We start from the raw sequence: 23,194 nt of genomic DNA, 5'->3' as shown, positions 1-23,194 counted from the left end.
ATTGTCAAGGTGATTGCCCAAACAAACCCAATAATTAATAATTGGGGAGTTGCAAAAATAGTGGAATAAGACATATTTTAGAAGTGGGTGCAAGCTTTTTTTTAGAAGTAGCGTTTTGTAGACACCATATTTTTTAAAGACAGTTTAAAAGAGCAATCTCAACCGCTCGCCAAAATATTAGGATAAATCAGTGAACTCAGCCGCAAGCCTCATCCAAGAGCTACCCGAGCTCAGCGATGCTCAATTCAATCAAAAATATTTGAAACAAAAACAAGGGATGCACACCTTGGCGACTATATTGCCGCAAGTAGAACAGCAAAGTCTGGCTTTGCGCGCAGTAAAATTAGCTCTAAAAGTAAATTTAAAACTCGGCTCGAAGCTAGCAGGAACGGTAAAGCCAGAATTTCAAACAGCCACCATAAAATTAATCGACAAAATCCCCGCTTCGCCGCTGCTCAAAATTCAACTGCTGGCCCTAACAAGTTCCGATCGGGCAATTCCGATGCTGGTGGTCGCATTGAACCACAAAGAAAGTGCCGTGCGCCTTGATGCGATTCGAGCGATCGGGAAAATCGCCTCCGAAGCTGCAGTAGTTGAATTAGCCCGATCGCTCGAATCCAAAGATTCCCAAATCCAAGCTTGGGCCGCTTGGGCTTTAGGAGAAATTGACTCGAAACCAGCAGCCGCAGCACTGCTCAAAGCCCTCAAACACCCAGAGTCTAGGGTGCGCGCCTGGGGTGTTTGGGCCTTGGGCAAAATTAACCCGAAAACAGCCGTCCCCGCGCTGCTCAACGCCCTCAAACACCAAGACTCCGAGGTGCGCTGGCGGGCGGCGGTCAACTGCGGGAAAATCGGCGTCTCTGAGGTAGTTCCCGGGCTGCTGAATGCCCTCAGAGACGAAAATCACATCGTCCGCGCTAGGGCGGCGGCGGCTTTGGGGAAAATCGGGGATTGTGAAGCAGTACCCGGCTTAATAGAATTGCTTCACGATGATCCCGACTCCTATGCAGTTTCTTTGAGGGCCGCCGAGGCCTTGGGACAAATCGGCACGGAAACGGCTGTGGCCGGGCTGGTGCAAGCCCTCAACCATGACGACTCAGACGTGCGCGGCAGTGCAGTTTCTGCCTTGGGGGAAATCAGCAGCGAGGTGGCTCTGGTGGCCGTAATCGGGTCGCTCTCGGATCGAGACATTTTCGTGCGTGGCAGGGCGGCGGTTGCCCTTGGGAACATCAATACAGAGGGAGATGCTAAATTGCCAAAAATGGTCGTCGCGGGGCTGGCGAGCGCAATTGGCGACAGCGAATCTTATGTGCGGTGGAGAGTTGCTGCTGCTTTGGGGGAAATTGGGACAGAGGAAGCTGTGGCAGGTTTGGTGCGGCTGCTGGGAGACGAAACTTCTGGAGTGCGCCAAAAGGCTGTTAAATCCCTTGGTCAAATTGGCTCAACGGCTGCTATTTTGGCTCTGGAAACAGCTTTAAATCGCGAATTTGCTGACGTTCGGGCGCTGGCTGCCCAATACTTGGCGGATGTCAGCACTCAGGCAGAAACAGTTGATTTAGATCCCTCAGTCTCGGCAGATTTCTCGAAGGAAAAACTGCCGGACATCCTGATAGCTTCGCAAGTAGAAGCCAGCCAATACATTGTTGAACGCCCTGCGCGACGCGAGATTAAATACCTGATCTCGATCGGCAGTCCGGGTGTGCCCGAACCCAAAACTTTCGATCAAATCCCAAACCGAATGTGCCTGGAGTTTAACGACCTCGACACCCCCGTTGACGACCCCGATCAAATCTTGCCTACCCTTGAGGATGTACGGAAAATTATTGACTTCGCCCTCAAAATGTCGTCGCAGGGAGGCAGTTTGCTCATCTGCTGCCAAAGTGGGATCAGCCGTTCAACGGCCACAGCTTTGACTGTTTGTGCTGCGCTGTTGGGTCGCGGCAAAGAACGGGAAGCTTGGGCGGTTGTGCTCGCCGCCAGACCCCAAGCCAAGCCGAATCGCTGGATGGTACACTTGGCCGATGAAGCTTTGGGTAGAGACGGTAAGCTAGCACTGGCGATCGAATCGACCACCGCAACTCCAGAACTCGCAATCGCCAACAGTTGACTCGCAGAAACTGGGTTTCTTTTCGCAAGCGCTACAGTTATACTCAACTAACGACACTTCACCTCAGACTTGTCTGTGCGGGGCAACGATGCCAAAAGTCGATCGCCAGGGTGCAAAAGTTCGATCGGCTGCTGCATTTGTGACATTCTGTGCTAAGAAGTTGTCGGATGCTCAACAAAAACCGTCAAGCAATCGTCGCATTGCTGGCAGCCAAAGTCTAAAGCGAAGGAATCGGGTGCATTGTCAACAGACAATATCAGCTTTGGGCTACTCACAGGCAAAACAGGTCAGAGAGAATTTTCTGCCTGCAGAATTCCATGCTTGGATAAAATTTTCTTTATTTTGCCTGCTACAGACTTTTACAAGCCGAAAAAGTAATTTGACAACAGCCATCAACAGCCTAATTATCTATTAGACATCCACCGAATTTAAGTTTCTCCTCTGAATCGACAAGAGTTTCAGATCCTTTTTCGCAGATGTCTACTGGAAAATAGACAAGATTTCCCGTTTGGAAAACTTAACAGGGTGGTAGATTTCAACAGAATACAGGGGTTGCATATGTCAAAAATTAACTTGCTAAAAAAAACAGGGAACGAAGCAAGTTTATCGGTTGCCGTTTCGGAATACCAGGGCGAGTTCAATCCAGAAGAACCATTTAACCCGCAGAAAGAACCTGTGGCAACGCGAAAGGTAAACCCAAAAAATAGCAAAGTAGGTAAACTGATGCCGCTCTTTATTTCTGAACAAGTCGCTTCTATAGAAACCCCACATAAGAAAATCCCCAGCCAGGATTTTGTAGAAACATCATGCTTAAAACTCCGCAAAATGTTGCCATCTAAAATTGGCGGTTGGTCCATCCATAAAAAAATTGGCGGCGGGTATTTCCTGGCAATAGGAATCGGATTCATTGGCTCCCTGAGCGGGCTGGTGATTGCCGATTACTATCAAGGACAAGGGTTAGAACAATTCAATGACGCTCACCTACAAGCGCAATTGCTGGGCAATTTTAAAGATGCAGCGCTGGCGGCACAATTGCAGGGAGCGCAGCTAGATTCTTTTGTAGATAATCCTGCCAAGCTGGGATTGAAAGAAGAGCAGTTTGTCAAGAGTATTGTTCAGGCAAAAGAGCTGCGGTTACGCATAGAGAAGTTTGCCGACAGCCAACCTGCTTGGCTGGCAGTAAAGCCGGAAGTTCTCAAAAGTTTACTGCAAGATTGCACCGAAGATTTAGAATCCTACGCCGATACTCTCAAGCCAACTTTGCAGGAAATCCAGCAATCGCAACTGTCACCTGGGGAGATAGAGTCGGCCAGAAAAATTTTGGCGACAGTAAGCGGAGAAGGTGTAAAGCAGCTTAACAGCAGCCTTGAGGAATTGAGCAAAATCCTCGATATTGCCCAGCAGCAAGAGGGGCAAGGCGGTGAAGTGATGGAGGAGGCTCAAGGAATGGAAAAAGCCATAATTATTATTAGTATGCTGCTGTCGGTAGTGGTGGCTGGAATTGTTGCTGACCGTACCAGTCGGGCGATCGCCAAACCAGTGGTGAGCGTCACTCAGATTGCCGAACAAGTGGCCGCCGAGTCGAATTTTGATTTGCGAGCCCCCGTCACTGGACAAGACGAGATAGGCTCGTTAGCTGTGTCTCTCAATCACCTGATCGAGCGAGTTTCCCAACATACAAAAGAATTGAAACAAGCTAAGGAAGCCGCCGTCACCGCTAACACTGCTAAAAGCCAGTTTTTAGCCAATATGAGCCACGAGTTGCGTACTCCTTTAAATGCGATTATCGGCTACAGTCAACTACTTTCAGAAGATGCCCAAGATGCGGGATTTGATGAGTTTGTACCCGACTTGGACAAGATTCAGACGGCGGGTACGCACCTGCTATCTTTGATTAATGATATCCTCGATTTTTCAAAAATTGAAGCGGGGGGTATGAAACTCGAAATCCAGGAGTTTGACATCGAATCTCTGGTTGACAATGTTGCGTGTGCCGCGAAACCGTGGGTAGAGAAAAATGGCAATGTTTTAGAAATAGAGTGCGATCGAACTGCAGGTATCATGCACGCAGATTTCAAGAAAGTGCGGCAGGTTTTGATGCACTTGCTGAGTAATGCTGCTAAGTTCACCAAAAACGGCAGGGTTAAACTGAGTGTCAGGCGCATTGAAGGCAGTGGCAAATTGAATACAGCAGATCGATCGGCGATTGACGATTCAATGCCTGCCGATGAAACTCCTCCTGCGGCGATCGCTTGTCCCCTGCTGAATGTTGAAGAGTCGGATTGGATTTGCTTATCGGTTAAGGATACCGGAATTGGAATGTCGGAAGAACAACAGCACAAATTGTTTGAAGCTTTTGTGCAAGCTGACTGTTCAACAACGCGACCTTACGACGGCGCCGGATTGGGGCTGACACTCAGTCGCCACTACTGTCAGATGATGGGTGGGGAGATTTTGGTAGAAAGCGAAGAGGGAAAAGGGTCTATTTTCACTGTGCGGATACCCGCAGGAAATGGGTAATGTGATGTTTGGGCGAGAGATTTAGGGGGTAGGCAGAGGGGCGAAAATTTATGTTTCAAACCTCTGGCGGTATGTCCCAATGCTTTAGTCTGGCTAGTGGGGGCGATCGCACTCTATTAATTCTAATTGGTTATTTTACCAATCCAAACAGCACAAACCACTGGCTCCTGAACTCCAACCTAAATCGATTCTAATAAATTTCATTTAGTATTATTGAACCGCGAAGACGCGAAGGAAGAATCAGGAAGAATCAGGAAGAAGTAGATAATCTTCTACGGGGAAAAGAGTAAAAGATCGAGCGCACAAACTGCACTCAACTTTTATCTTGTTTCTCATCGGATGGTGGGGACTGTTTTTGCATTTGTTTTTGACGTTCCCTTACAGCTTGTTCCAAAATGAATGCTGACAAGCCGCTGATTGAACGGCGTTCCTCATTTGCCCACTCTTGAAGTAGGTCATAGATTCCTTCTCCTATCGAGGTTGATATGCGTTTAGACATTAGAGGTTAATTGTTTCTTATTTAAGCCGATCGTCATTGTCCAGTATTTTAGACAATCTTGTCGATAATGCAGCAGTGTGTTGCATTATGCTGCATTGTGCGCTATATTCTTAGAGAGTCAAAAGCCAGCGCTGAACTTTTGCAGGGCCCGCGCTGGCTGAGGGTTCCCCAAATACAAGGAGACAATCCACATAAAAGGAGACTATTACTATGGTAAAGCCTGTGAGCGACGGCAGCGAATATAACCGCGGCTATCAACAAGCTTTGAATGATTTTGGCATCACGCAACTGCTGTCGGGTATTCGCAGCTACTCTGATGAGGACTTTGATGCCGATCGCGCGCGCATGACTGGGCCAGAGATCGAAAGCTTTGCGGTGTTTCTGATTCTGCGCGTCGGGGCGAATCTCAAAGGTAGTACGATCGCCCGCTACGTCAACACTCTCAGAAAAGCAAATTCTCCGACGATCGCCGATCGCCCCGCGATCGAACTCAACTCAAACCCGATCTCGAAAACACCTGAAAAGTCAAAGCAGGGCGATCGCAATTCTTGGGCGATCGTCCGCATTTTACCGAATGCGGAGCACTATACGATTGCGCGTTTTGTCAACCGCCAAGATGCGGACGATCGGCGGAGGGCTTTGTGTCGGTTTATTCCAGGAGGTGTGTTTGAAGTTGTGTGCGATCGTACCTAACAAATAAACACAAATCCCATCTTTTTAAGGGGAACTTTGTATCTCTCACTTGTTGTTAAGTTTTGATCCCCCTAAATCCCCCTTAAGAAGGGGGACTTTGAATGCTCTTGTCCCCCCCTTATTAAGGGGGGTTAGGGGGGATCGAGATTATTTTGGTATGCAATAAACCCGCCCCAAATTTATTTAGACGGTTGAGAAGCTTCGGGACTTACAATTAACAATTGATCGCCGGATTGACTTTGTTGAATAGCCATCACTGGCGGGCGAGCTTTAGGGTCTTTTTGCTGTTCTTTTGTTAAAGCCGGAAACAGATAAATCCAGTTTCCTCTCTCCAAAAGCAACCGCCAAACTCTAGGTTCTTTGGGATTATTGATATCAGTATAATCTCTTTTGCTCAAATCTGCAAATAAACCTGCATCGCCGATCGCCTTAAATCCTTTGGGGTCTAGTCGGAGTGTTGGATCGTCGAGTTTTCTGCCTAAAGCAATGTTGTCTTGTTTGGCGATTAAGGCAACGGCGGGTAAAGACGAATTTTCCCCGGCATCGCGTCGGGCATCGGCAATACCTTGGTGGTATGCTGACCAAAACAACACTAGCAATACCCAACCGACGATGATAATTTCGTCAACGAGCGATCGCAATAATTTGATTGAGTTATATCTATTGAGATTAAATCGCTGCCAAGATTTCAGGAAGCGATGAAGCAACCCTAATCTTCTTCTGCGAGCAGAGAAACGCCAACGTCTAGCTCTTAGATTAATTTTAGCAGCCACTGTCTTGTTTATACTATTAACCAGCCACAAACTGAGGTAAATGGCGACGGCTGTCAGCAGAAGTGCGATCGCACTTCTGAGTATTGTCCAGCCATCGCCTAAAAATACCTGAAGCGGTACTAGGAAAAACGATTCTACAGGTAAATCGAGGGTAGTTACATTTAGCTGAAAGCAGTAAAAATAAGACCAGCGATAAATCCAGCCGGTGAAAAACAAAGCGGCACTGAGTAAGCCAACTACACTGGCAAAGTTGCCTAAAATATTCGATTCGGGAGTAGGTTGGGGAGAAGCTGTCACGGAATCACCTTCAAGGGATGTGGAGTACAATTTTATGACATTAGCAGGGGTAATGCTTATCCTTGAAGGGGGTCTAGGGGACGATGAAACGCAAAACACTTTCATTTCTAGTTGTAGCACTTTTTACGGTAACAGCGGGTATGGCAGCACAAGTTAATGCGGCCAGTCAGGAAGTCCAGAAACAGAATTTGCGATCGGTACAAGCACAGGCTAACGCTAGGGGGCCGATACCCGTAGCGTTGCCGACGCAAGCGGAAATTGTGATGAAAGGGGGCGGAAAAAGAGACGGTCGAGTTGTGCAGATTGATGATAAAACGCAAAAAGTATTGATACAGGCAGGACAGGGAAAGCTATCTATCCCCTTGGGTCAAATTGATAAAATCTTGTTTCCCGAAAGTGCGAAGGCTTATTACATTAATGGGGGGCCCATTCTTCGGGGCGATCGCACTCCAGCGAAAGGCCGTCGAGAGACTTGGCGCGGTATTCCCATGAACGCTTTTCGCTTGCTAGATCCGAATCAAGGTCAAGCGGAGGTGAAGCTAGAGTCTGTTCTTTCTCTTGACAAGTTGGACAGTATCATGTCAGTTATGGTTGGAGATGGGAAAAATAAACCACAATTTGTCGTCGATGAAATGCAGTTTGATGTGCAGAAAAAGACCATGACAATTGTAGCGACTCCCTATTGAGTCCGTCGGGAGGTCAGAAACCGGGTTTTTTTACGATAATATTTCGTGCAGCCCGCAGATTCGGTAAAAAACCCGGTTTCTTTGGTGGGAGTGTGTAAGTTCTGTCCGCCGTTGTTTAGCTGCGTTCGCGATTTAATTTCAATATCTGACGGTGTTGACGAATCATTAGAAGATTGCAAGGATTAAAAGATTCTGGGTTTGATTCCTATCCTATTAATCGAATTGGGTAAATTAGAAAAATAATGATGAAACGATTTATCAGCAGTGTTTTGGTTTTAGGTGTGTGTCTGACTCCTCTGACTGTGCCGCTGATGGTTCAACCGAGTTGGGGGCAAAGTCGAGATTCACAGATTGAAGAACTACAGAGACTTATACAGCAATCAAAGCAACAGCAACAGCAAGGACAATCCAGACCGGCAATAAAAACATGGCAGCAGGTTCTAACCATTGCCAGACAATTGAAAGAGAGAAAAAATGAAGCATTAGCACTCCATGAAATTGGTTTTAATTACGAGAGAATCGGACAGCCACAAGAGGCTTTGAAATATTACAAGGAAGGGCTTGTCATTTATAAAGAACTCCGCGAGCGTTCGGGAGAAGCAACTACTTTGAGTAATATGGGTGTAGTCTACAGCAAGATTTCCCAGTTGCAAGAAGCTTTGAAATACTATAACCAAGCTTTACCAATTAGGCTGGAAGTACAAGATCGCGAAGGAGAAGCTATAACTTTAAATAATATTGGTGTAGTCTATAACAGTCTCGGAGACCCGGAAGAAGCTTTGAAATACTATAACCAAGCTTTACCAATTCTGCAGGAAGCGGGCAATCGCGCCCAGGAAGCTTATACTTTGAATAATATCGGTGCAGCCTATGATGACCTCAGAGATCCACAAAAGGCATTGAAATACTATAACGAAGCTTTACCAATTATGCGAGAAGTAGGAAATCGCGCAGGGGAAGCTACTACTTTGAATAATATCGGTGTAGTTTACAACAATATGTCCGAGTCGCAAAAGGCATTGAAATACTATGACCAAGCTTTATTAATTAGCCTGCAAGTGGGCGATCGCGCGGGGGAAGCTACTACTTTGAATAATATTGGTGCAGTATACCTCAGAATTGGACAACAACAAAAGGCATTGAAATACTTCAACCAAGCTTTACCAATTAGGCGGGAAGTGGGCGATCGTGCAGGGGAAGCTGTTACTTTGAGTAATATTGGCGCAGCCTACCAAGATACGAAGCAACCAACTCAAGCGATCGAATATAGGGAGCAATCGCTCAAAATTACTTTAGAAATACGAAGTGGTTTACAGCGAGAAAATCGGCACAAGTTTCTACAGGCTAACGACGGAACAGCGATCGCCCTCACATCCCTCCTCATCGACCAAAACCAAGCCGATCGCGCTTTTCAATGGGTCAACATCGCCACCACCGCCGATCTCGCCGACTATACCCGCTTAATTGACGCCAAAGTTGCCAACCCCGAAGCACAAAAAGCTATTGACGAGTGGAATCAAAAAAATCAACAACTCCAATTCCTCCGTCGCCAACTCGAAGACAACTTCTCAGACAATCTCGCCCGACAAATGCGGGAATTAGAAGCAGAAGTCAACAGCGAAGCAGAAGAAATCCGCCGCCAATTCCCAGAAGTCGCCGAACTCTTTGAAACCACACCCAAAGACATCGCCCAACTCAAAGCCAGTATCGCACCAGATATCGTTGTCATTCAACCCGTGTTGCTCACAAATGTCAGAAAGGTTCCCAACACCGTCGCCCTATTTGTCTTGACAAAAGACAGTCTAAGTGTTAAAAAAATTGCCATCGACCCCGCAGAATTTGACAAACTCCTTACCGAACACCGCGAAGAAATATCAAACTATCTCAACTCAGATTACAGAGAAACTGGCGGCAAACTATACGACATCATAATTCGCCCACTCGCAGACCAAATACAGGCATTATCTCCCAAACAATTGAGCATCATCGCCACAGGAAAATTGCGTTACATCCCCTTTGAAACCCTTTGGGACAAGAAAAATCGCCAATTCCTCATCCAGAAATATCCCGTCAACTATCTCACCCGCATTTCCACAAGGTCAATTCCCAATTCTACTTTACAAGGCGGAGTCTTAGCATTAGGAAATCCCATCCCCCGTCTGCCCCAAAATCTACCCGGTACAGAAGAAGAAGTTAGAAATATCGCTCAATTATTCCCCGGAAGTTCCGCCTATATCGGCAATACCGCCACCCTCGACCAATTCAAAACTCAAGCACCTCGCTTTCCTTTTTTACACCTAGCAACTCACGGCTGTTTCCAACGGGGAGGCTGTCAACAATTGGGCATGGAGGAAAATACACTGCTATTTGCTGACAGCCAATTCAATATTCGCGATGCCGCGTTATTAGGATTGCAAAACACCAGACTCCTCACCTTAAGCGCGTGTCAAACTGCTATGCAAGCAAATTCTAACGGTGAAGAAATATCGGGAGTTGCATATATATTTGAGCGTGCGGGCGCACAAGCGGTGATGGCGAGTTTGTGGAGTGTTGATGATTCCGCTACTAAAGATTTGATGGTTCAATTTTATCAAAATATCAATAAAGGGATGAGTAAAAATGAAGCTTTGCGGCAAGCTAAGTTGAGTCAAATCCAGCGGCATCCGTTTTATTGGTCGCCGTTTATTTTAATTGGCGATGCGCGGTAGAATGGGTAGTATATTGTTGTCAACAACCAGGTCAAATCCGCACTCCGGCGGGGATTAAAACCGATCCCCCCTAGCCCCCCTTAAGAAGGGGGGGACAAGAGCATTCAAAGTTTCCTTTCTTAAGGGATAAGATCATTCAAAGTCGCCTTTCTTAAGGGGGATTTAGGGGGATCTAGACTCCGATAAAAACGAGAGATACAGAATAAAGACTGTTGTCTTGCGATCGCACATTTCCAACTAAACTCTCCCCCACAAAGCCAAGCCGCCGCCTCTTCCCCTAGCCGCAATTATCCCATCTTCTACCAGAAAATATGCAAAAAATGCTTGCTTTCCCACACTCAAACTAAAAAATTCCGCCTCCCGCGCTTCACCGCCGCGAATAAATCCTTGATACACAGTTTTTCCCAACAATTTCACCGCTATTCTGGTAAAATCAAAAGCTAAAATATTGTTAGGCAAAAACTTAGTCGGCCCGGAAAGAGTGAGTACGATCGCCCCAACTTGCACCGAATTCTCCACCCTGCCGGTTTCGCTATTCTCTTCCCCTTCAGCAACAGGTTGGGCCGAATAAGCAATTTGAATTTTCGCAATCCACTCAGGGATGTAACGTCCCGCGCCCAACACAATTCCCGCTTTTTGTCGAGTCTTTTTCGTGCCGGTGATAAAGCAGAGTTGCCAGTTGCCGATTAATTGCTCGAAAGAATAGCGAGTTTTGGTTTTTTTCGCGCTTTTCTCAGCTTCTAGGAGGGCAATAACTACGGCGTTGGAAGATGGTTTAGAATTAGATTTAGCTGCTTGTTCTAGAATAGATATATTTTCCATTTAATATACAAACCAGTTTTATTGTTGGTAACAGAGATAATATTAGCTGATGTAGCGGAGAAAAACATGGTTGCGATCGCCCCCACAGACACAGAAATCATCGTCATCGGCAGCGGGATAGGCGGATTGACTTGCGCTGCAATGCTCGCCCGCTATGGCTTTGACGTTGTAGTTTGCGAAAGCCATTCGATCGCGGGCGGGGCTGCACACGGTTTTGAACGCGACGGATTTAGCTTCGACTCCGGGCCCTCGCTGTACTCAGGATTATCCTACAGCCCGTCTGCGAATCCCCTGCGGCAAGTTTTGGATGCGATCGGCGAAAAACTCCCCTGCATCACCTACGATACCTGGGGTTGCTGTTTGCCAGAAGGCGATTTCGACACATCCGTCGGTGCGAGTCAATTTGCCGAAGTGCTCGCACAACTGCGCGGCGCGGCAGCAGTCGCCGAATGGCGGCAACTCCAGCGCATCATGGAGCCCTACGCCAAAGCTGCCACAGCCTTGCCCTCCCTCGCTTTGCGCTTCGATTTGGGCAGTATTTTTACCCTCGGTCAATTTGCGCCGGCTTTCCTGCAAAGTGCTGGCGACGCGATCGCACTTGCAGGCCCTTTCAGCAAAATAATGGACAAAAATGTCAAAGATCCGTTTGTCCGAAATTGGCTGAATTTGTTGTGTTTCCTGCTGTCTGGACTTCCCGCCGACGGAACGATCGCAGCCGAAGTCGCTTTCATGTTCGCCGACTGGTATCGCCCGAATGCAGTTTTGGACTATCCGATCGGCGGTAGTGCAGCTTTGGTAAATGCCCTGGTACGCGGTTTAGAGCGCCACGGAGGGCAGTTGCTGCTAAATTCCCACGTTGCAGAAGTTTTGGTCGAAAACAACCGGGCTGCCGGCGTGCGGCTGCGATCGGGCAAAATTATTCGATCGCACAAAGCCGTCGTCTCCAACGCTTCCGTTTGGGATACGCTGAAACTGTTGCCTGAAACCTCTGTCCCGCAAAGGTTTCGGCAACAGCGGCAGGCGACGCCCGAGTGCGACAGCTTCATGCACCTGCATCTGGGAATTGATGCAGCCGGAGTGCGATCGGACTTGGCTTGTCACTACATCTTCGTGAAAGACTGGGAAATGGGCGTTACAGCCCCTCAGAACGTCGTTCTCGTCTCGATTCCCTCCCTCCTCGACCCCCACCTCGCGCCTCCGGGAAAGCACGTCATTCACGCATATACCCCCGGAAACGAGCCTTACGATTTGTGGCAAAAGCTCGTGAAGCGAAGCTATCCCGTAGGGAATCGCACCAGCCAAGGGTACAAGCTGCAAAAACAAGCGCGCGCCGAGGTAATGTGGGAAGCCTTAGAGAGAATTATCCCCGATATTCGATCGCGCGCCGAAGTCACCTTAGTTGGGACACCCCTCACCCACGAACGGTTTTTGCGCCGCCATCGCGGTTCCTACGGGCCCGGAATTCGGGCGGGTAGTGGCTTGTTTCCCGGGCCGAGAACACCTTTAGCGGGGCTGTTTTGCTGCGGAGATTCGACATTTCCGGGAATTGGTTTGCCCGCGGTTGCTGCTAGCGGTGCGATCGCCGCCAATACGATCGCACCTTTGTACAAACATTTGGAATTGATTCGAGAAGTTCTTAGTTAGTTGTTATTAAACATCTCCCATAATTATTGTGGAACAGGCACCGTGGCTGTTCAAAACCTGCTTTTTAGGAGATGTCTATTAGTTATTTGTTATTTGTTAACGGAATTATGGAAGAGCTTTCCTAGCGAAGGACGCCAAGCAAAAGTAAACAATAATTCTATAGAGTTAGTAAAATGTGACCGATATCTGTCAGCATAGAAATAGATAGTTCGATCGCCCTGAGAATACCGTGCAACCCGTAGACTTTACAACTTTAACCGCCACTTGCAGCGAACTGCGAGCCCAATGGCTGCCAGCGCGCTTAGAACAAGTCTACCAGCGCGATCGCTTCACCGTGTCCCTGGCCCTCCGCACCATGAAAGGGCGCGGCTGGATTGACCTTTCCTGGCATCCTGTGGCTGCCCGCATCTGCGTCGGCGACCCCCCGCCCCGCATTCCCGACACCTTCACCTTCAGCGAACAACTGCGGCACCAACTCAGCGGTTTAGCCTTAGTTTCCATCGCCCCTGTTTCATCCTGGGAAAGAGTCATCGACTTGCAATTCGCCAAACGCCCCGGAGAACCTGCCCTCTGGCATCTCTACGCCGAAATCATGGGCAAGTACAGCAACGTCATCCTCACCGCCCAAGACAACCTCGTTGTCACCTGCGCCCACCAAGTCAGCGCCAAACAGTCCACCGTCCGTCCAATCCAAACCGGGCAACCCTACGAAATGCCCCCGTCTTTGACCGATGCAGTGCCGAGTCTGAGCGAATCTCAAAACCGCTGGCAATCACGAATTAGCCTGGTTCCTGGGCAATTAAAGGGCAATATGTTGAAGAATTACCGAGGGATGAGTAAAGCCTTAGTTTTGTCAATGATTCGATCGGCTTCCTTAGACCCCGAACAATCCACCGACAGCCTCAATCCCGACCAATGGCAGCAACTATTCCAGCGCTGGCTATACTGGCTGCAATGCCTAGAAAACTCTAAATTTCACCCGAGTTTTACCCCCGAAGGCTACACCGTAATCGATTGGCCCGCACCAGAAAATGTAGGGGCGGTGTCGTGCCCGCCCTCTGATTCTTCCTTCCTGACATCCGTTAAATCCGTTACAGAATCCGTTGCCGAACTTCCTTCTTCCGTTCAAGAATTACTTAACAGCTACTACACAGGCGAAATCAATCAAGAAGTATTCGCCCAACTGCGGCATCAGCTTACCCAAAAACTCAACAACGTCCTAGCCAAACTGCGCCTCAAAGCCAACACATTTAAAGAACGCTTGCAGCAATCAGCAGACGCCGACACCCACAAATCCCAAGCAGATTTGCTGATGGCAAATTTGCAGCATTGGGAACCGGGAATGAAATCGATTTCTCTCCCCGACTTTGAAACCGAGAAACCAGTTATCATTGCCCTAAACCCGGAAAAAAACGCCGTTCAAAACGCTCAAGCCCTCTACAAAAAACACCAAAAACTTAAAAGAGCCCGCATTGCAGTAGAACCTTTGTTAGCCGCCGTACAGGAAGAAATCGACTATTTAGAACAAGTTGAAGTCGCACTTTCAGTATTGGAAACCTACCGCAACACCCAAGATTTGCAAACCCTCGCCGAAATCCGCGAAGAACTGATCCAGCAAAAATATCTAGACGTACCAGACTACCGCAGTACCGACAAAAATGCTGCGATCGAATTTCACCGCTACCAAACCCCCAGCGGCTTTGAATTATTAATCGGGCGCAACAACCGCCAAAACGACCAACTCACTTTTCGCACCGCCAACGACTACGACTTGTGGTTCCACACCTTAGAGATTCCCGGAAGCCACGCTTTGCTGCGTCTCAAACCCGGTACTGTGGCTGAAGAAACCGATTTGCAATTTGCCGCCGACATGACTGCTTACTACAGTCGCGCCCGCCACAGCGAACAAGTCCCCGTGGTTTATACAGAACCGAAATATGTATACAAGCCGAAAGGTGCTAAACCTGGTATGGTTGTATACAAGCAGGAGCGAATTGTCTGGGGTAGACCGCAGCAAGCTCCTGCTTAATTTATACAAAGTGAGCGAGAATGGTCGATCGCCACTCGAAACCTCGTTTTTACCCAAAATAACCGGTTTGCAACCGATAAACCTACGCAGGAACCGGGTTTTTGAACCCAGGCTTGATTATACAAAGTGACCAGGAGTGCGATCGTCCTAAAAATTAAAATGCGTCTGTAATGTAAAGTTTTATTACACAAAATTAAATTTTGTTGTTATAGTACCACTTAAGAGAGATGATATTTCTTTGAGAACCCGCTGCAAATAAACGTGCAACTTGGGTTTCCTCACTGTGAGAACAACACTGTGGGAACACAACGGATTTAACTATTTGTGCAGACCAGCTTTTGCTAAAGCTGGTCGTTTTTGTTTAAACATCAAACCCAAGCTCGGACAATTTTAGATTGGCCATTTTAGATTTTAGATTAAAACCGCCAATCTAAAATCTAAAATTGGTGTGGGCTGCTCCTAGAAAGTAAACGTCGTTCTGACCACCCCAATCACCAAATCAGAATTATTCTTATTGTGGTCAGGAGCAGTCAGCCAAATCAGACCGGGAGTGATAGCAATATTATCGCTCAACTTAAACTGATAAAAACCTTCAACGTGCAGCGAAGTATCCTTATCTTCCGGCAAAGTCCGATTAGTAGAACTCGTCACCCGCGGCTCCATACCTACCACAATCCCCGCCACATTTCCTTCTTTCAACAAATCGGGAAAAGCCAAAGTAACCGCCCAGTTCCAGATTTTTTGATCTCCCCGCTGCACAGAACCCGTAGGAGTAGCCAAGTTGGATAAAATGCGCTGGTTGGTGTAACCCGCCCAACCGCCAATTGCAAATCTCCGGTTCAACTGCCACGAAGCTTGCGCCCCGTAGGAATTGCTAGAAACTGGCATATTGCTATCGCTGTCGAGCCCGAAGGAAGCGAGACGCACCGGGAAATTAGAAGCATTGCTGCCGGTACCGGTAACGACGTTGTAGGAATTAACGTAAGTTAAACCTAAAGCAATGCTGTCGCTCGGTGTAAAAGTCAACTGAGCCAAACCGCCGTAAGAGCCGTTAAACAAACCATTTCCTCGCGTCGGGTCCGCAGCATTGCCAGCCATATATCCCAAACTCAGTTCGAGTTTTTCCCCAAACTGATGCCGCATAGCGATGCCAGAACCGCCAATCAAATAGTAAATTGGGTTGCGAGTACCGAAGTTAGAAAGAGCGCCGTAGCTGCCGTCTCCGTCAAAGTAAGGGTTGACAGTGTTAACAAAATCATCAGCAGCGCCAGCATTAGCTTCGAGAATTACAGTAGTGCTTTTGCCGATAGGGAATTGGTAAAGCAGCGCATCTAAACCTACCGTATTGCTAGCCTCGGCAAAAGGCCCGGCATTAAACCGCAATTCCCCTTCAGCGGTTTTCGTATTATTAGTAGAAAACGAACCCAAATTTAAAACTTGCAATCGAGTTCTCAGCAAATCTTCTCCAGAGAAACTCGTATCGAAATTGATCCGAACCCTGCTGCCAAAAGCCGTGGTTTTATCAGCTTCGCGGCCCTCGGCATCATCTCCCCTGGCGATACCCGCCAAACCAAATATCACTTCGCCGTTGAGTTTAGTCGTAGTCGAAAACTGATTTGCTTCTAATTCAGAGGTACGCGCTTCCAAAGCATCGACGCGGCCGCGCAAAGTTGCCAATTCCGCCGCAAATTCTTCTTGCAACCTTTGCACAGAAGCCAAATCTTCTCGCGTCGCCAGATTTCTGGAACCGCCTTGAATTAGCTCGGTAACTTTATCCAAACACGCATTTAAACCCGCTGCAAACTCGTAGCGAGTCATCGCCCGGTTGCCACGAAAAGTGCCGTCAGGATAGCCAGCTATGCACCCGTAGCGCTCTACTAGAGACTGCAAAGCTTGGAACGCCCAATCGGTTGGCCGAACGTCGGAAAGTTGTGACACAGATGTTACTTGGCCGGCAGCATCTTCGGTGCTACTGCCTTCTGTGCTGTATTGGTTGATTTGTTCTAAAACATTAGACTGTGGTTGAGGTTGGGCACTTGAATCAGTGGATTGCGAAATCTGATCGGGCTGTGCGGCGGGTTTTTCTCCGTTTAAATTAGCCAGTGGTGCGGGGGGTTGCGTTTCGCTTAAGTTTGCGGGCGCTACTGCGGGGATTTGCTCCGCGACAGGTTGTTCGGGACTTAAATTTGCGGGCGCTACTGCGGGTTTGGTTTCGCCTAAATCTGTTGCTGCAACTTCCGGTGCTTTTGCTTGTTCGGCAACTGGGGCGATCGCATCGTTAGTGAAGCCCTCGTAGAGGCTCGCACTTTCTTTCTCAATAGTTTCAACAGTTGATTTGCTAGCTAGTGACGCTGGTTCGGCTGTCTCAGGCTTTGCTGTCTCAGACTTGGCTGCCTCGGTTGCAGCACCTGCTAATTGCAGATTAGCTGGACCTGCAGCGCCAATTTCTAGAGGTTGCTCTGCGGCTAGGGCTGTCGAAGATACTAATAAACTTGCTGCCAATACAGCGGGACTAACTAAAAGTCCCTTCCACAAAAATTTGGACATTTTTCCTCACACCACATTGAGCCGATCGCCCGTTCCAAAGATTTAGGCGTCAGCAAATCACCTTCAGTATTGAGCCTAATAGTATTTATTGTCAACTATCGGGGAAATCACTGCCGGAGAGAGCAGTTTGGCTGTGGTTGATTTGACAAAAACTCCGTTTATTCCCAAAATCCTTGGTTTGAGCTAAATACCTACATAGAAACCTGGTTGATGGCTGGATATTGCGTAAGTTATCCCTCAGTAAGACTAATATTGACAGCACTGGCGCTAACAAATCGTTTGATCGGCTACAAATACAAGTGAAAAAACTCAAATACGCCCTAGTTCACGAATGGTTGACGCCCTTAGCTACTGGCGGTTCAGAACTCGTAGTACAGGAAATTCTCAAACACGTAGACGAGGCAGATGTCTATGCCCTCATCGACTTTGAATCAGCCAATCCCGAAAGCTATCTTTTCGGGCGACAGATTGGCACAACATTTTTGCAGCACTTTCCCAAGGCCCGCAGCGGCGTCCAAAAATATTTGCCATTTCTGCCTTTGGCGATCGAACAACTAGATCTGCGAGAATACGACATCCTCCTCTCATCCTCCCACGCCGTCGCCAAAGGCATCCTCACCAGTCCCCAGCAACTGCACGTCTGCTACTGCCACACTCCCATGCGCTACGCTTGGGACTTAACTTTTGACTATTTGCGTAGCAGCAAAGCCGGACGGGGCATCCCGGGGCTGCTGACGCGATATTTGTTGCATCGACTGCGACAGTGGGACGTAATTTCCGCCAATCGCGTTGATTATTTCATCGCTAACTCTCAACACACTGCGCGCCGAATTTGGCGCTGCTATCGGCGGCGGGCCGAGGTGATTTATCCCCCGGTAAATATCCAGCGATTTTCCTTGATGCGGCAAAAACAAGACTTTTACGTCACAGTTTGTCGGTTGGTAAGTTACAAAAACGTAAGTGCGATCGTCCAAGCATTCAATCAACTCGGGCATACTCTAATTGTCATCGGCACCGGGCCAGAATTAGAAATGATTCGGCAAATCGCCAAACCCAACGTGCAAGTGCTCGGCTGGCAGCCCGCTTCGATAGTGGAAAAGTACATGGCCGAGGCGAAAGCCTTTGTATATGCAGCTTGCGAAGATTTTGGCATAGCTTTGGTAGAGGCTCAAGCTTGCGGAACACCAGTAATTTCCTATGCAGCAGGGGGCGCTTTGGAGACAGTGCTCGACATTCGCCAACACCCAGAGACAGGGACTGGTTTATTTTTTTCCTCCCAAACCGCAGCAGCATTAGTCGAAGCTGTCAAGGAATTTGAACAGTTGCAAGGCAAATTTCGGCCAGAAATCTGCAGGTTGCGCGCTGAACAGTTTGCCCCCGAAGTTTTTGGGCAGCGCTATCTAGCTTTTGTGGAACGCTGCTATCAGGAATTTCACTCCCGTGATTTTACCGAGTTTGGGGCTTGAGAGTGCCAGAACCCGATAGCGGGACAATCTTCCTTCTGCCTTTGTATAAGTGCCTTCAGAAGACCTCTGCATAAGTGCCTTGTGCCTTTTTCCTTCTGCCACCAGAAGCCCTCTTCCTTCTTCCTTCTGCCTTTTGAAGCCTTCAGAAGGCAGAAAATTGAGTATTGGAAACATAATTGAGAGAACAAAGCGTCTTGAGGCTTTATGATCAGGACTGTGTGTGGTGTGAAGTGAAGGAGTAAGATGACTGCCGACAGCCAACTAATCTCCGGCAAGGTAATTCGAGCGATCGCAAGACGCGGTTTTGGGTCTGTCCTGCAAGGAGATAGACGCATAAGTCGTTCTCTACAGAGCCTCGACGGAGAACTTTTCAAGCGGTTATTTGACATCCTGTTTTCCTTATCGGTTCTGATCCTGTTTGCTCCGGTTTACCTGCTTTTGGCTTTCTTAATCGCCTTAAGCTCGCCCGGTCCTATTTTTTACGTACAGGAACGAGTAGGCAAAAACCGTAAAAGGTTTTATTGCCTTAAATTCAGAACGATGGTGGAAAATGCGGACGATATATTGCTGGAAATCATGGAAAATTCTCCGCATTTGCGTCAAGAGTTTGAGGACAATTTCAAGCTGAAACAAGACCCTCGAATTACCTGGATTGGAAGATTTTTACGAATGACCAGTTTAGACGAGTTTCCCCAGTTTTGGAATGTTTTAAAAGGAGATATGAGCGTCGTCGGACCCAGACCTTTAGTTGAAGAAGAACTGCCGAGATACGGCCGTCATATCAACAAAATTCTCACCATAAGGCCTGGAATTACAGGCTTGTGGCAAGTGTCCGGTCGCAACGACATTCCCTATCCCCGCCGAGTCCAAATCGACCTCTATTACGCAAATGACAAAAACCTTTGGATGGATATGTGGATTGTTTTCAAAACAATTGGAGTTGTGATTTTTCCCAAAAATAACGGCGCATATTAATTTTTGTCCGCAGTCAGCAATCGGTAGTTAGTTTTATTTGTTACTGACCACTGATGCTGACTACTGACAATCAGCGACAAACTCTTTGTCAAAACTAAACAGTTCCTGGATGCCATCGAAGAATTGTGAGCTTAACTAAAGGGGCAAATACTTAAATAAACCTACCTCTTATTCATCTAGAAAGATCAGTTCTTCTAGATAGACTACTTTAGGTTTAGGTGTTAAACTTAACTCTATAACCTTTGGCTTAAGGGGGATAGCCTACTTATCTTGGGATAGCCCACTACCCAACAGCGTAGGAAGTAAACTTCAACTGGCTTTAGGTAACTAAAGTTAAGTTTGAGTAAGTTTTATAAAGCAGTTAACGTAGAGTTTGAGAATACGGCCGGCAGGGAGCAACAGCCTCTGCCAAAAAATTTATTGTGAATTAACACAGCCTGTCAAAGGAAAATCAGATGACGCAACGTAAGCGAGCGCTAATAACAGGTATTACAGGTCAAGACGGCTCCTACTTGAGCGAATTACTGTTAGAGAAAGGATATGAAGTTCACGGCATTATCCGGCGCAGTTCTAGTTTCAATACCGATCGAATTGACCACATCTATGTCGATCCTCACAGCGAGGGTGCGCGCCTGTTTCTACACTACGGCGACTTGACGGACGGCACCACTCTCCGCCGGATATTGGAAGAAGTTCAGCCGGTAGAAATTTATAACTTAGGCGCTCAATCTCACGTTCGAGTCAGTTTTGACTCGCCGGAATATACGGTTGACACAGTAGGGATGGGAGTATTGCGGCTGCTAGAAGCAATTCGGGACTATCAGCACCGCACCGGCATAGAAGTGCGGTTCTATCAAGCAGGTTCTTCGGAAATGTTTGGTTTGGTACAGGAAGTTCCGCAGAAGGAAACAACTCCTTTTTATCCCAGAAGCCCTTACGCCTGCGCTAAAGTTTACGGGCACTGGCAAACAGTAAATTATCGCGAATCTTACGGACTTTTTGCCTGCAACGGCATTTTGTTCAATCACGAATCTCCCCGCCGTGGCGAAACTTTTGTAACTCGCAAAATTACTCGCGCCGTTGCCAGAATAGTCGCCGGCAAGCAGAAAAAGATTTACTTGGGCAATCTCGATTCTAAGCGAGACTGGGGCTATGCTAAAGACTACGTGCGGGCGATGTGGCTGATGCTGCAACAAGACAAGCCTGACGATTATGTCATTGCTACCAACGAGACTCATTCTATTAAGGAATTTCTCGATTTGGCTTTTACTTACGTCAATTTAGATTGGCAAAAATATGTAGAGTTTGACGAACGCTACTTGCGGCCGGCCGAAGTCGAACTTTTGATTGGCGATTCGACTAAGGCGCGCCAGCAATTAAATTGGGAACCTTCTGTAACTTTTCAGGAGTTAGTACATTTAATGGTAGATGCTGACATGAAAGCTTTAGACCAGCAAGGTCGAGGTTCGGGCAACGGATTTGATTAAGTCGCTAAACCAAGCCGTCAATGCGAACAATTTGTAGGGGTAGGGCCCCGTGTCTACCCCTTTGGCGAAAGGCGTGCACCGGAGGATTGCCCCTGCACACACTTCACAACAGATGAGAGGGTTGTTACAGCTATTAGCGTAGGGCGATCGGCATTCAAAGAACCAGCTTAATTGCTCGCAAAATTTTCGGCTGTGCGGGCTAAAAAAAACATTAAAATGATTGTTGGGGAGTCGCGACCCCTATATCTAACTTTCGGGTGTGCACGGCGCAAATTGTCCCTATCTACCGCAGCTAAAACAAATGTGTGGGCAACCTCATCCTGTAGCTGAAAGCTTTTTTTGCTAAAGCAACAATTTTAGAATTGAAATTGTCGATCGACCTTTATTCAAAATCCCGAGGCTAAAATTATGACAAGCTTGGATTTAAGCAGCAAACGCATTCTAGTCACGGGCGGCGCCGGTTTCTTGGGCCGTCAGGTAATCGACCAGCTAGTGAAAGCAGGGGCAGATGCTGATAAAATTTCGGTAACTCGATCGCGCGACTGCGACCTCCGCGTTATGGAAAACTGCAAGCGCGCCGCAGACAAACAAGATATTATCATTCACCTCGCCGCCCACGTCGGCGGCATCGGCTTAAACCTAGTCAAACCCGCTGAATTATTTTACGATAATTTGATGATGGGCGCGCAACTAATCCACGCCGCCTACGAAGCAGGAGTCGAAAAATTTGTCTGCGTAGGCACTATTTGCGCTTATCCCAATTTAACCCCAGTTCCTTTCAAAGAAGACGACCTGTGGAACGGCTATCCAGAGGTAACTAATGCACCTTACGGAGTAGCAAAAAAAGCCTTATTAGTGCAACTGCAATCCTACCGCCAGCAGTACGGATTCAACGGTATCTACTTGCTACCAGTAAATCTGTACGGCCCAGAAGATAACTTTGACCCGAAAAGTTCCCACGTCATCCCCGCATTAATTCGCAAAGTCTACGAAGCGCAAGAAAGGGGAGACAAAACACTGCCCGTTTGGGGCGACGGCAGCCCTAGCCGCGAGTTTTTGTATTCCACAGATGCCGCCCGAGGAATTGTGATGGCAACGCAAGATTACAGTGAATCTGACCCGGTTAACTTGGGAACGAATAGCGAAGTTAAAATTCGCGATTTAGTGGAAACGATTTGCGAATTGATGGGATTTGAGGGAGAAATTGTTTGGGAAACAGACAAGCCGAACGGTCAGCCGCGCCGCTGTTTGGATACCCAAAGGGCTAAGGAAAAGTTTGGTTTTGTGGCGGAGGTGAAGTTTAAGGAAGGGTTGAAAAATACGATTGAGTGGTATCGAAAACACGCAGTTTAAGTGTGAAAAACCCGGTTTCTTCCTGAAACCGGGTTTTTTTAGGAAAGGTGGTGAATGGCAGTAAATCAGTAGAAAGAACTTGTTAGTAAAGCTGGCTCTTCCTTACTTAGTGTGCCAAACGATTAGTTTAAGTAGTGAAAACTAAAGCTATGTATGAATCGAAGGAAAAAATGGCTCCAAATTAACTAAAGTAAGACTGGAAAACCTTGCTGTGTAAAAATTTAGGCTATTAATTTCAGATAAATGAGCACACGAAGTACGGAATATCCGGCATATTTAGCTTTCCATACCGTAAATCCGCAACGCCGAATAAGAATGGAGGGGCGGGTTTTACAAACCATCTGTGGGTAAGACCAACAATATAGTCAACCCACCCCCACGATAGCGGTAAATCGCAATTGCTTTCGATCGATAAAAAAGCCGCTCGCAATTTCTGTCAATCTGCGTTTTGGGCGATCGACTACCTCTAAAGGAATATTCAAAAAAACATTTTTCACAATTTATTAAAATTTATTATACTACTTGTCAGGTGCGGAGCGTAAATACTCTCTCACTCCCTATACAAAATCAAGCCTGACCGAAAACAAT

General features: G+C 47.4%; 16 protein-coding genes. 11 read left to right on the top strand and 5 right to left on the bottom strand.

Going from position 1 to position 23,194, the window contains the following annotated elements; all coding sequences use genetic code 11:
- Nucleotides 1-190 precede the first annotated feature (190 nt).
- Both QUA77_RS11040 and QUA77_RS11035 read left to right on the top strand, forming a co-directional pair.
- Nucleotides 191-2,107, top strand: coding sequence for a HEAT repeat domain-containing protein (locus tag QUA77_RS11040; RefSeq protein ID WP_333450151.1), 1,917 nt, complete (start codon nt 191-193; stop codon nt 2,105-2,107).
- A 558-nt stretch (nt 2,108-2,665) separates the two neighbouring features.
- On the top strand, nt 2,666-4,627 hold the full coding sequence (locus QUA77_RS11035) for a HAMP domain-containing sensor histidine kinase (protein ID WP_333450150.1): 1,962 nt from the start codon (nt 2,666-2,668) through the stop codon (nt 4,625-4,627).
- A gap of 313 nt (nt 4,628-4,940) precedes the next feature.
- Here QUA77_RS11035 and QUA77_RS11030 read toward each other — a convergent pair whose 3' ends face one another.
- Nucleotides 4,941-5,126, bottom strand: coding sequence for a ribbon-helix-helix domain-containing protein (locus QUA77_RS11030; RefSeq protein WP_332952640.1), 186 nt, complete (start codon nt 5,124-5,126; stop codon nt 4,941-4,943).
- 210 nt (nt 5,127-5,336) lie between these two features.
- Here QUA77_RS11030 and QUA77_RS11025 point away from each other — a divergent pair, with 210 nt between their 5' ends.
- Complete coding sequence (locus QUA77_RS11025) at nt 5,337-5,819, top strand: hypothetical protein (RefSeq protein ID WP_333450149.1); 483 nt, start codon at nt 5,337-5,339, stop codon at nt 5,817-5,819.
- A gap of 179 nt (nt 5,820-5,998) precedes the next feature.
- Here the strand turns inward: QUA77_RS11025 and QUA77_RS11020 are convergent, their stop codons facing one another.
- The gene (locus tag QUA77_RS11020) at nt 5,999-6,889 is read right to left on the bottom strand and encodes a hypothetical protein (RefSeq protein WP_333450148.1); all 891 of its coding nucleotides are present in this window, start codon (nt 6,887-6,889) and stop codon (nt 5,999-6,001) included.
- 83 nt (nt 6,890-6,972) lie between these two features.
- On the opposite strand from QUA77_RS11020, the gene QUA77_RS11015 reads away from it, so the two are divergent.
- Both QUA77_RS11015 and QUA77_RS11010 read left to right on the top strand, forming a co-directional pair.
- A complete protein-coding gene (locus QUA77_RS11015; RefSeq protein WP_333450147.1) occupies nt 6,973-7,575 on the top strand; it encodes a hypothetical protein in 603 nt (200 codons plus the stop codon).
- Nucleotides 7,576-7,817: 242 nt separating this feature from the next.
- The gene (locus tag QUA77_RS11010; protein WP_333450146.1) at nt 7,818-10,283 is read left to right on the top strand and encodes a CHAT domain-containing protein; all 2,466 of its coding nucleotides are present in this window, start codon (nt 7,818-7,820) and stop codon (nt 10,281-10,283) included.
- Nucleotides 10,284-10,520: 237 nt separating this feature from the next.
- On the opposite strand, the gene QUA77_RS11005 is transcribed toward QUA77_RS11010, so the two are convergent.
- The gene (locus tag QUA77_RS11005; protein ID WP_333450145.1) at nt 10,521-11,105 is read right to left on the bottom strand and encodes a hypothetical protein; all 585 of its coding nucleotides are present in this window, start codon (nt 11,103-11,105) and stop codon (nt 10,521-10,523) included.
- 66 nt (nt 11,106-11,171) lie between these two features.
- Between QUA77_RS11005 and QUA77_RS11000 the strand changes: the two genes are divergently transcribed.
- Both QUA77_RS11000 and QUA77_RS10995 read left to right on the top strand, forming a co-directional pair.
- A complete protein-coding gene (locus QUA77_RS11000) occupies nt 11,172-12,749 on the top strand; it encodes an NAD(P)/FAD-dependent oxidoreductase (RefSeq protein WP_333450160.1) in 1,578 nt (525 codons plus the stop codon).
- A gap of 229 nt (nt 12,750-12,978) precedes the next feature.
- Nucleotides 12,979-14,778, top strand: coding sequence for an NFACT RNA binding domain-containing protein (locus QUA77_RS10995; protein ID WP_333450144.1), 1,800 nt, complete (start codon nt 12,979-12,981; stop codon nt 14,776-14,778).
- Between the two features lie 459 nt (nt 14,779-15,237).
- Here QUA77_RS10995 and QUA77_RS10990 read toward each other — a convergent pair whose 3' ends face one another.
- Nucleotides 15,238-17,325, bottom strand: coding sequence for an iron uptake porin (locus QUA77_RS10990; RefSeq protein WP_333450143.1), 2,088 nt, complete (start codon nt 17,323-17,325; stop codon nt 15,238-15,240).
- A gap of 299 nt (nt 17,326-17,624) precedes the next feature.
- Here QUA77_RS10990 and QUA77_RS10985 point away from each other — a divergent pair, with 299 nt between their 5' ends.
- From QUA77_RS10985 to QUA77_RS10970, 4 genes are all read left to right on the top strand, one after another.
- Complete coding sequence (locus tag QUA77_RS10985; protein WP_333450142.1) at nt 17,625-18,791, top strand: glycosyltransferase; 1,167 nt, start codon at nt 17,625-17,627, stop codon at nt 18,789-18,791.
- Nucleotides 18,792-19,034: 243 nt separating this feature from the next.
- Entirely contained in the window at nt 19,035-19,766 is a 732-nt protein-coding gene (locus tag QUA77_RS10980) for a sugar transferase (protein WP_190663127.1), read from the top strand.
- 455 nt (nt 19,767-20,221) lie between these two features.
- Entirely contained in the window at nt 20,222-21,253 is a 1,032-nt protein-coding gene (gene gmd / locus QUA77_RS10975) for a GDP-mannose 4,6-dehydratase (protein ID WP_333042705.1), read from the top strand.
- A 408-nt stretch (nt 21,254-21,661) separates the two neighbouring features.
- Nucleotides 21,662-22,606, top strand: coding sequence for a GDP-L-fucose synthase (locus QUA77_RS10970; protein ID WP_333450141.1), 945 nt, complete (start codon nt 21,662-21,664; stop codon nt 22,604-22,606).
- A gap of 365 nt (nt 22,607-22,971) precedes the next feature.
- On the opposite strand, the gene QUA77_RS10965 is transcribed toward QUA77_RS10970, so the two are convergent.
- Entirely contained in the window at nt 22,972-23,103 is a 132-nt protein-coding gene (locus tag QUA77_RS10965) for a hypothetical protein (RefSeq protein ID WP_333450140.1), read from the bottom strand.
- Nucleotides 23,104-23,194: the final 91 nt, after the last annotated feature.

The organism is Microcoleus sp. K5-D4 (assembly GCF_036704575.1).
In the GTDB taxonomy this organism is placed as follows: domain Bacteria; phylum Cyanobacteriota; class Cyanobacteriia; order Cyanobacteriales; family Microcoleaceae; genus Microcoleus.
Note: the sequence above shows the minus strand (reverse complement) of the source record. Positions and strands in the feature narration are given on the sequence as shown.

What these genes read in the sequence shown, in the direction of transcription:
- QUA77_RS10970 (WP_333450141.1), top strand. Translation starts at nt 21,662, where the DNA reads ATGACAAGCTTGGATTTAAGCAGCAAACGCATTCTAGTCACGGGCGGC.
- QUA77_RS11000 (WP_333450160.1), top strand. Translation starts at nt 11,172, where the DNA reads ATGGTTGCGATCGCCCCCACAGACACAGAAATCATCGTCATCGGCAGC.
- QUA77_RS11035 (WP_333450150.1), top strand. Translation starts at nt 2,666, where the DNA reads ATGTCAAAAATTAACTTGCTAAAAAAAACAGGGAACGAAGCAAGTTTA.
- QUA77_RS11015 (WP_333450147.1), top strand. Translation starts at nt 6,973, where the DNA reads ATGAAACGCAAAACACTTTCATTTCTAGTTGTAGCACTTTTTACGGTA.
- QUA77_RS11025 (WP_333450149.1), top strand. Translation starts at nt 5,337, where the DNA reads ATGGTAAAGCCTGTGAGCGACGGCAGCGAATATAACCGCGGCTATCAA.
- QUA77_RS11005 (WP_333450145.1), bottom strand. Translation starts at nt 11,105, where the DNA reads ATGGAAAATATATCTATTCTAGAACAAGCAGCTAAATCTAATTCTAAA.
- QUA77_RS10990 (WP_333450143.1), bottom strand. Translation starts at nt 17,325, where the DNA reads ATGTCCAAATTTTTGTGGAAGGGACTTTTAGTTAGTCCCGCTGTATTG.
- QUA77_RS10980 (WP_190663127.1), top strand. Translation starts at nt 19,035, where the DNA reads ATGACTGCCGACAGCCAACTAATCTCCGGCAAGGTAATTCGAGCGATC.
- QUA77_RS11030 (WP_332952640.1), bottom strand. Translation starts at nt 5,126, where the DNA reads ATGTCTAAACGCATATCAACCTCGATAGGAGAAGGAATCTATGACCTA.
- QUA77_RS11010 (WP_333450146.1), top strand. Translation starts at nt 7,818, where the DNA reads ATGATGAAACGATTTATCAGCAGTGTTTTGGTTTTAGGTGTGTGTCTG.
- gmd (WP_333042705.1), top strand. Translation starts at nt 20,222, where the DNA reads ATGACGCAACGTAAGCGAGCGCTAATAACAGGTATTACAGGTCAAGAC.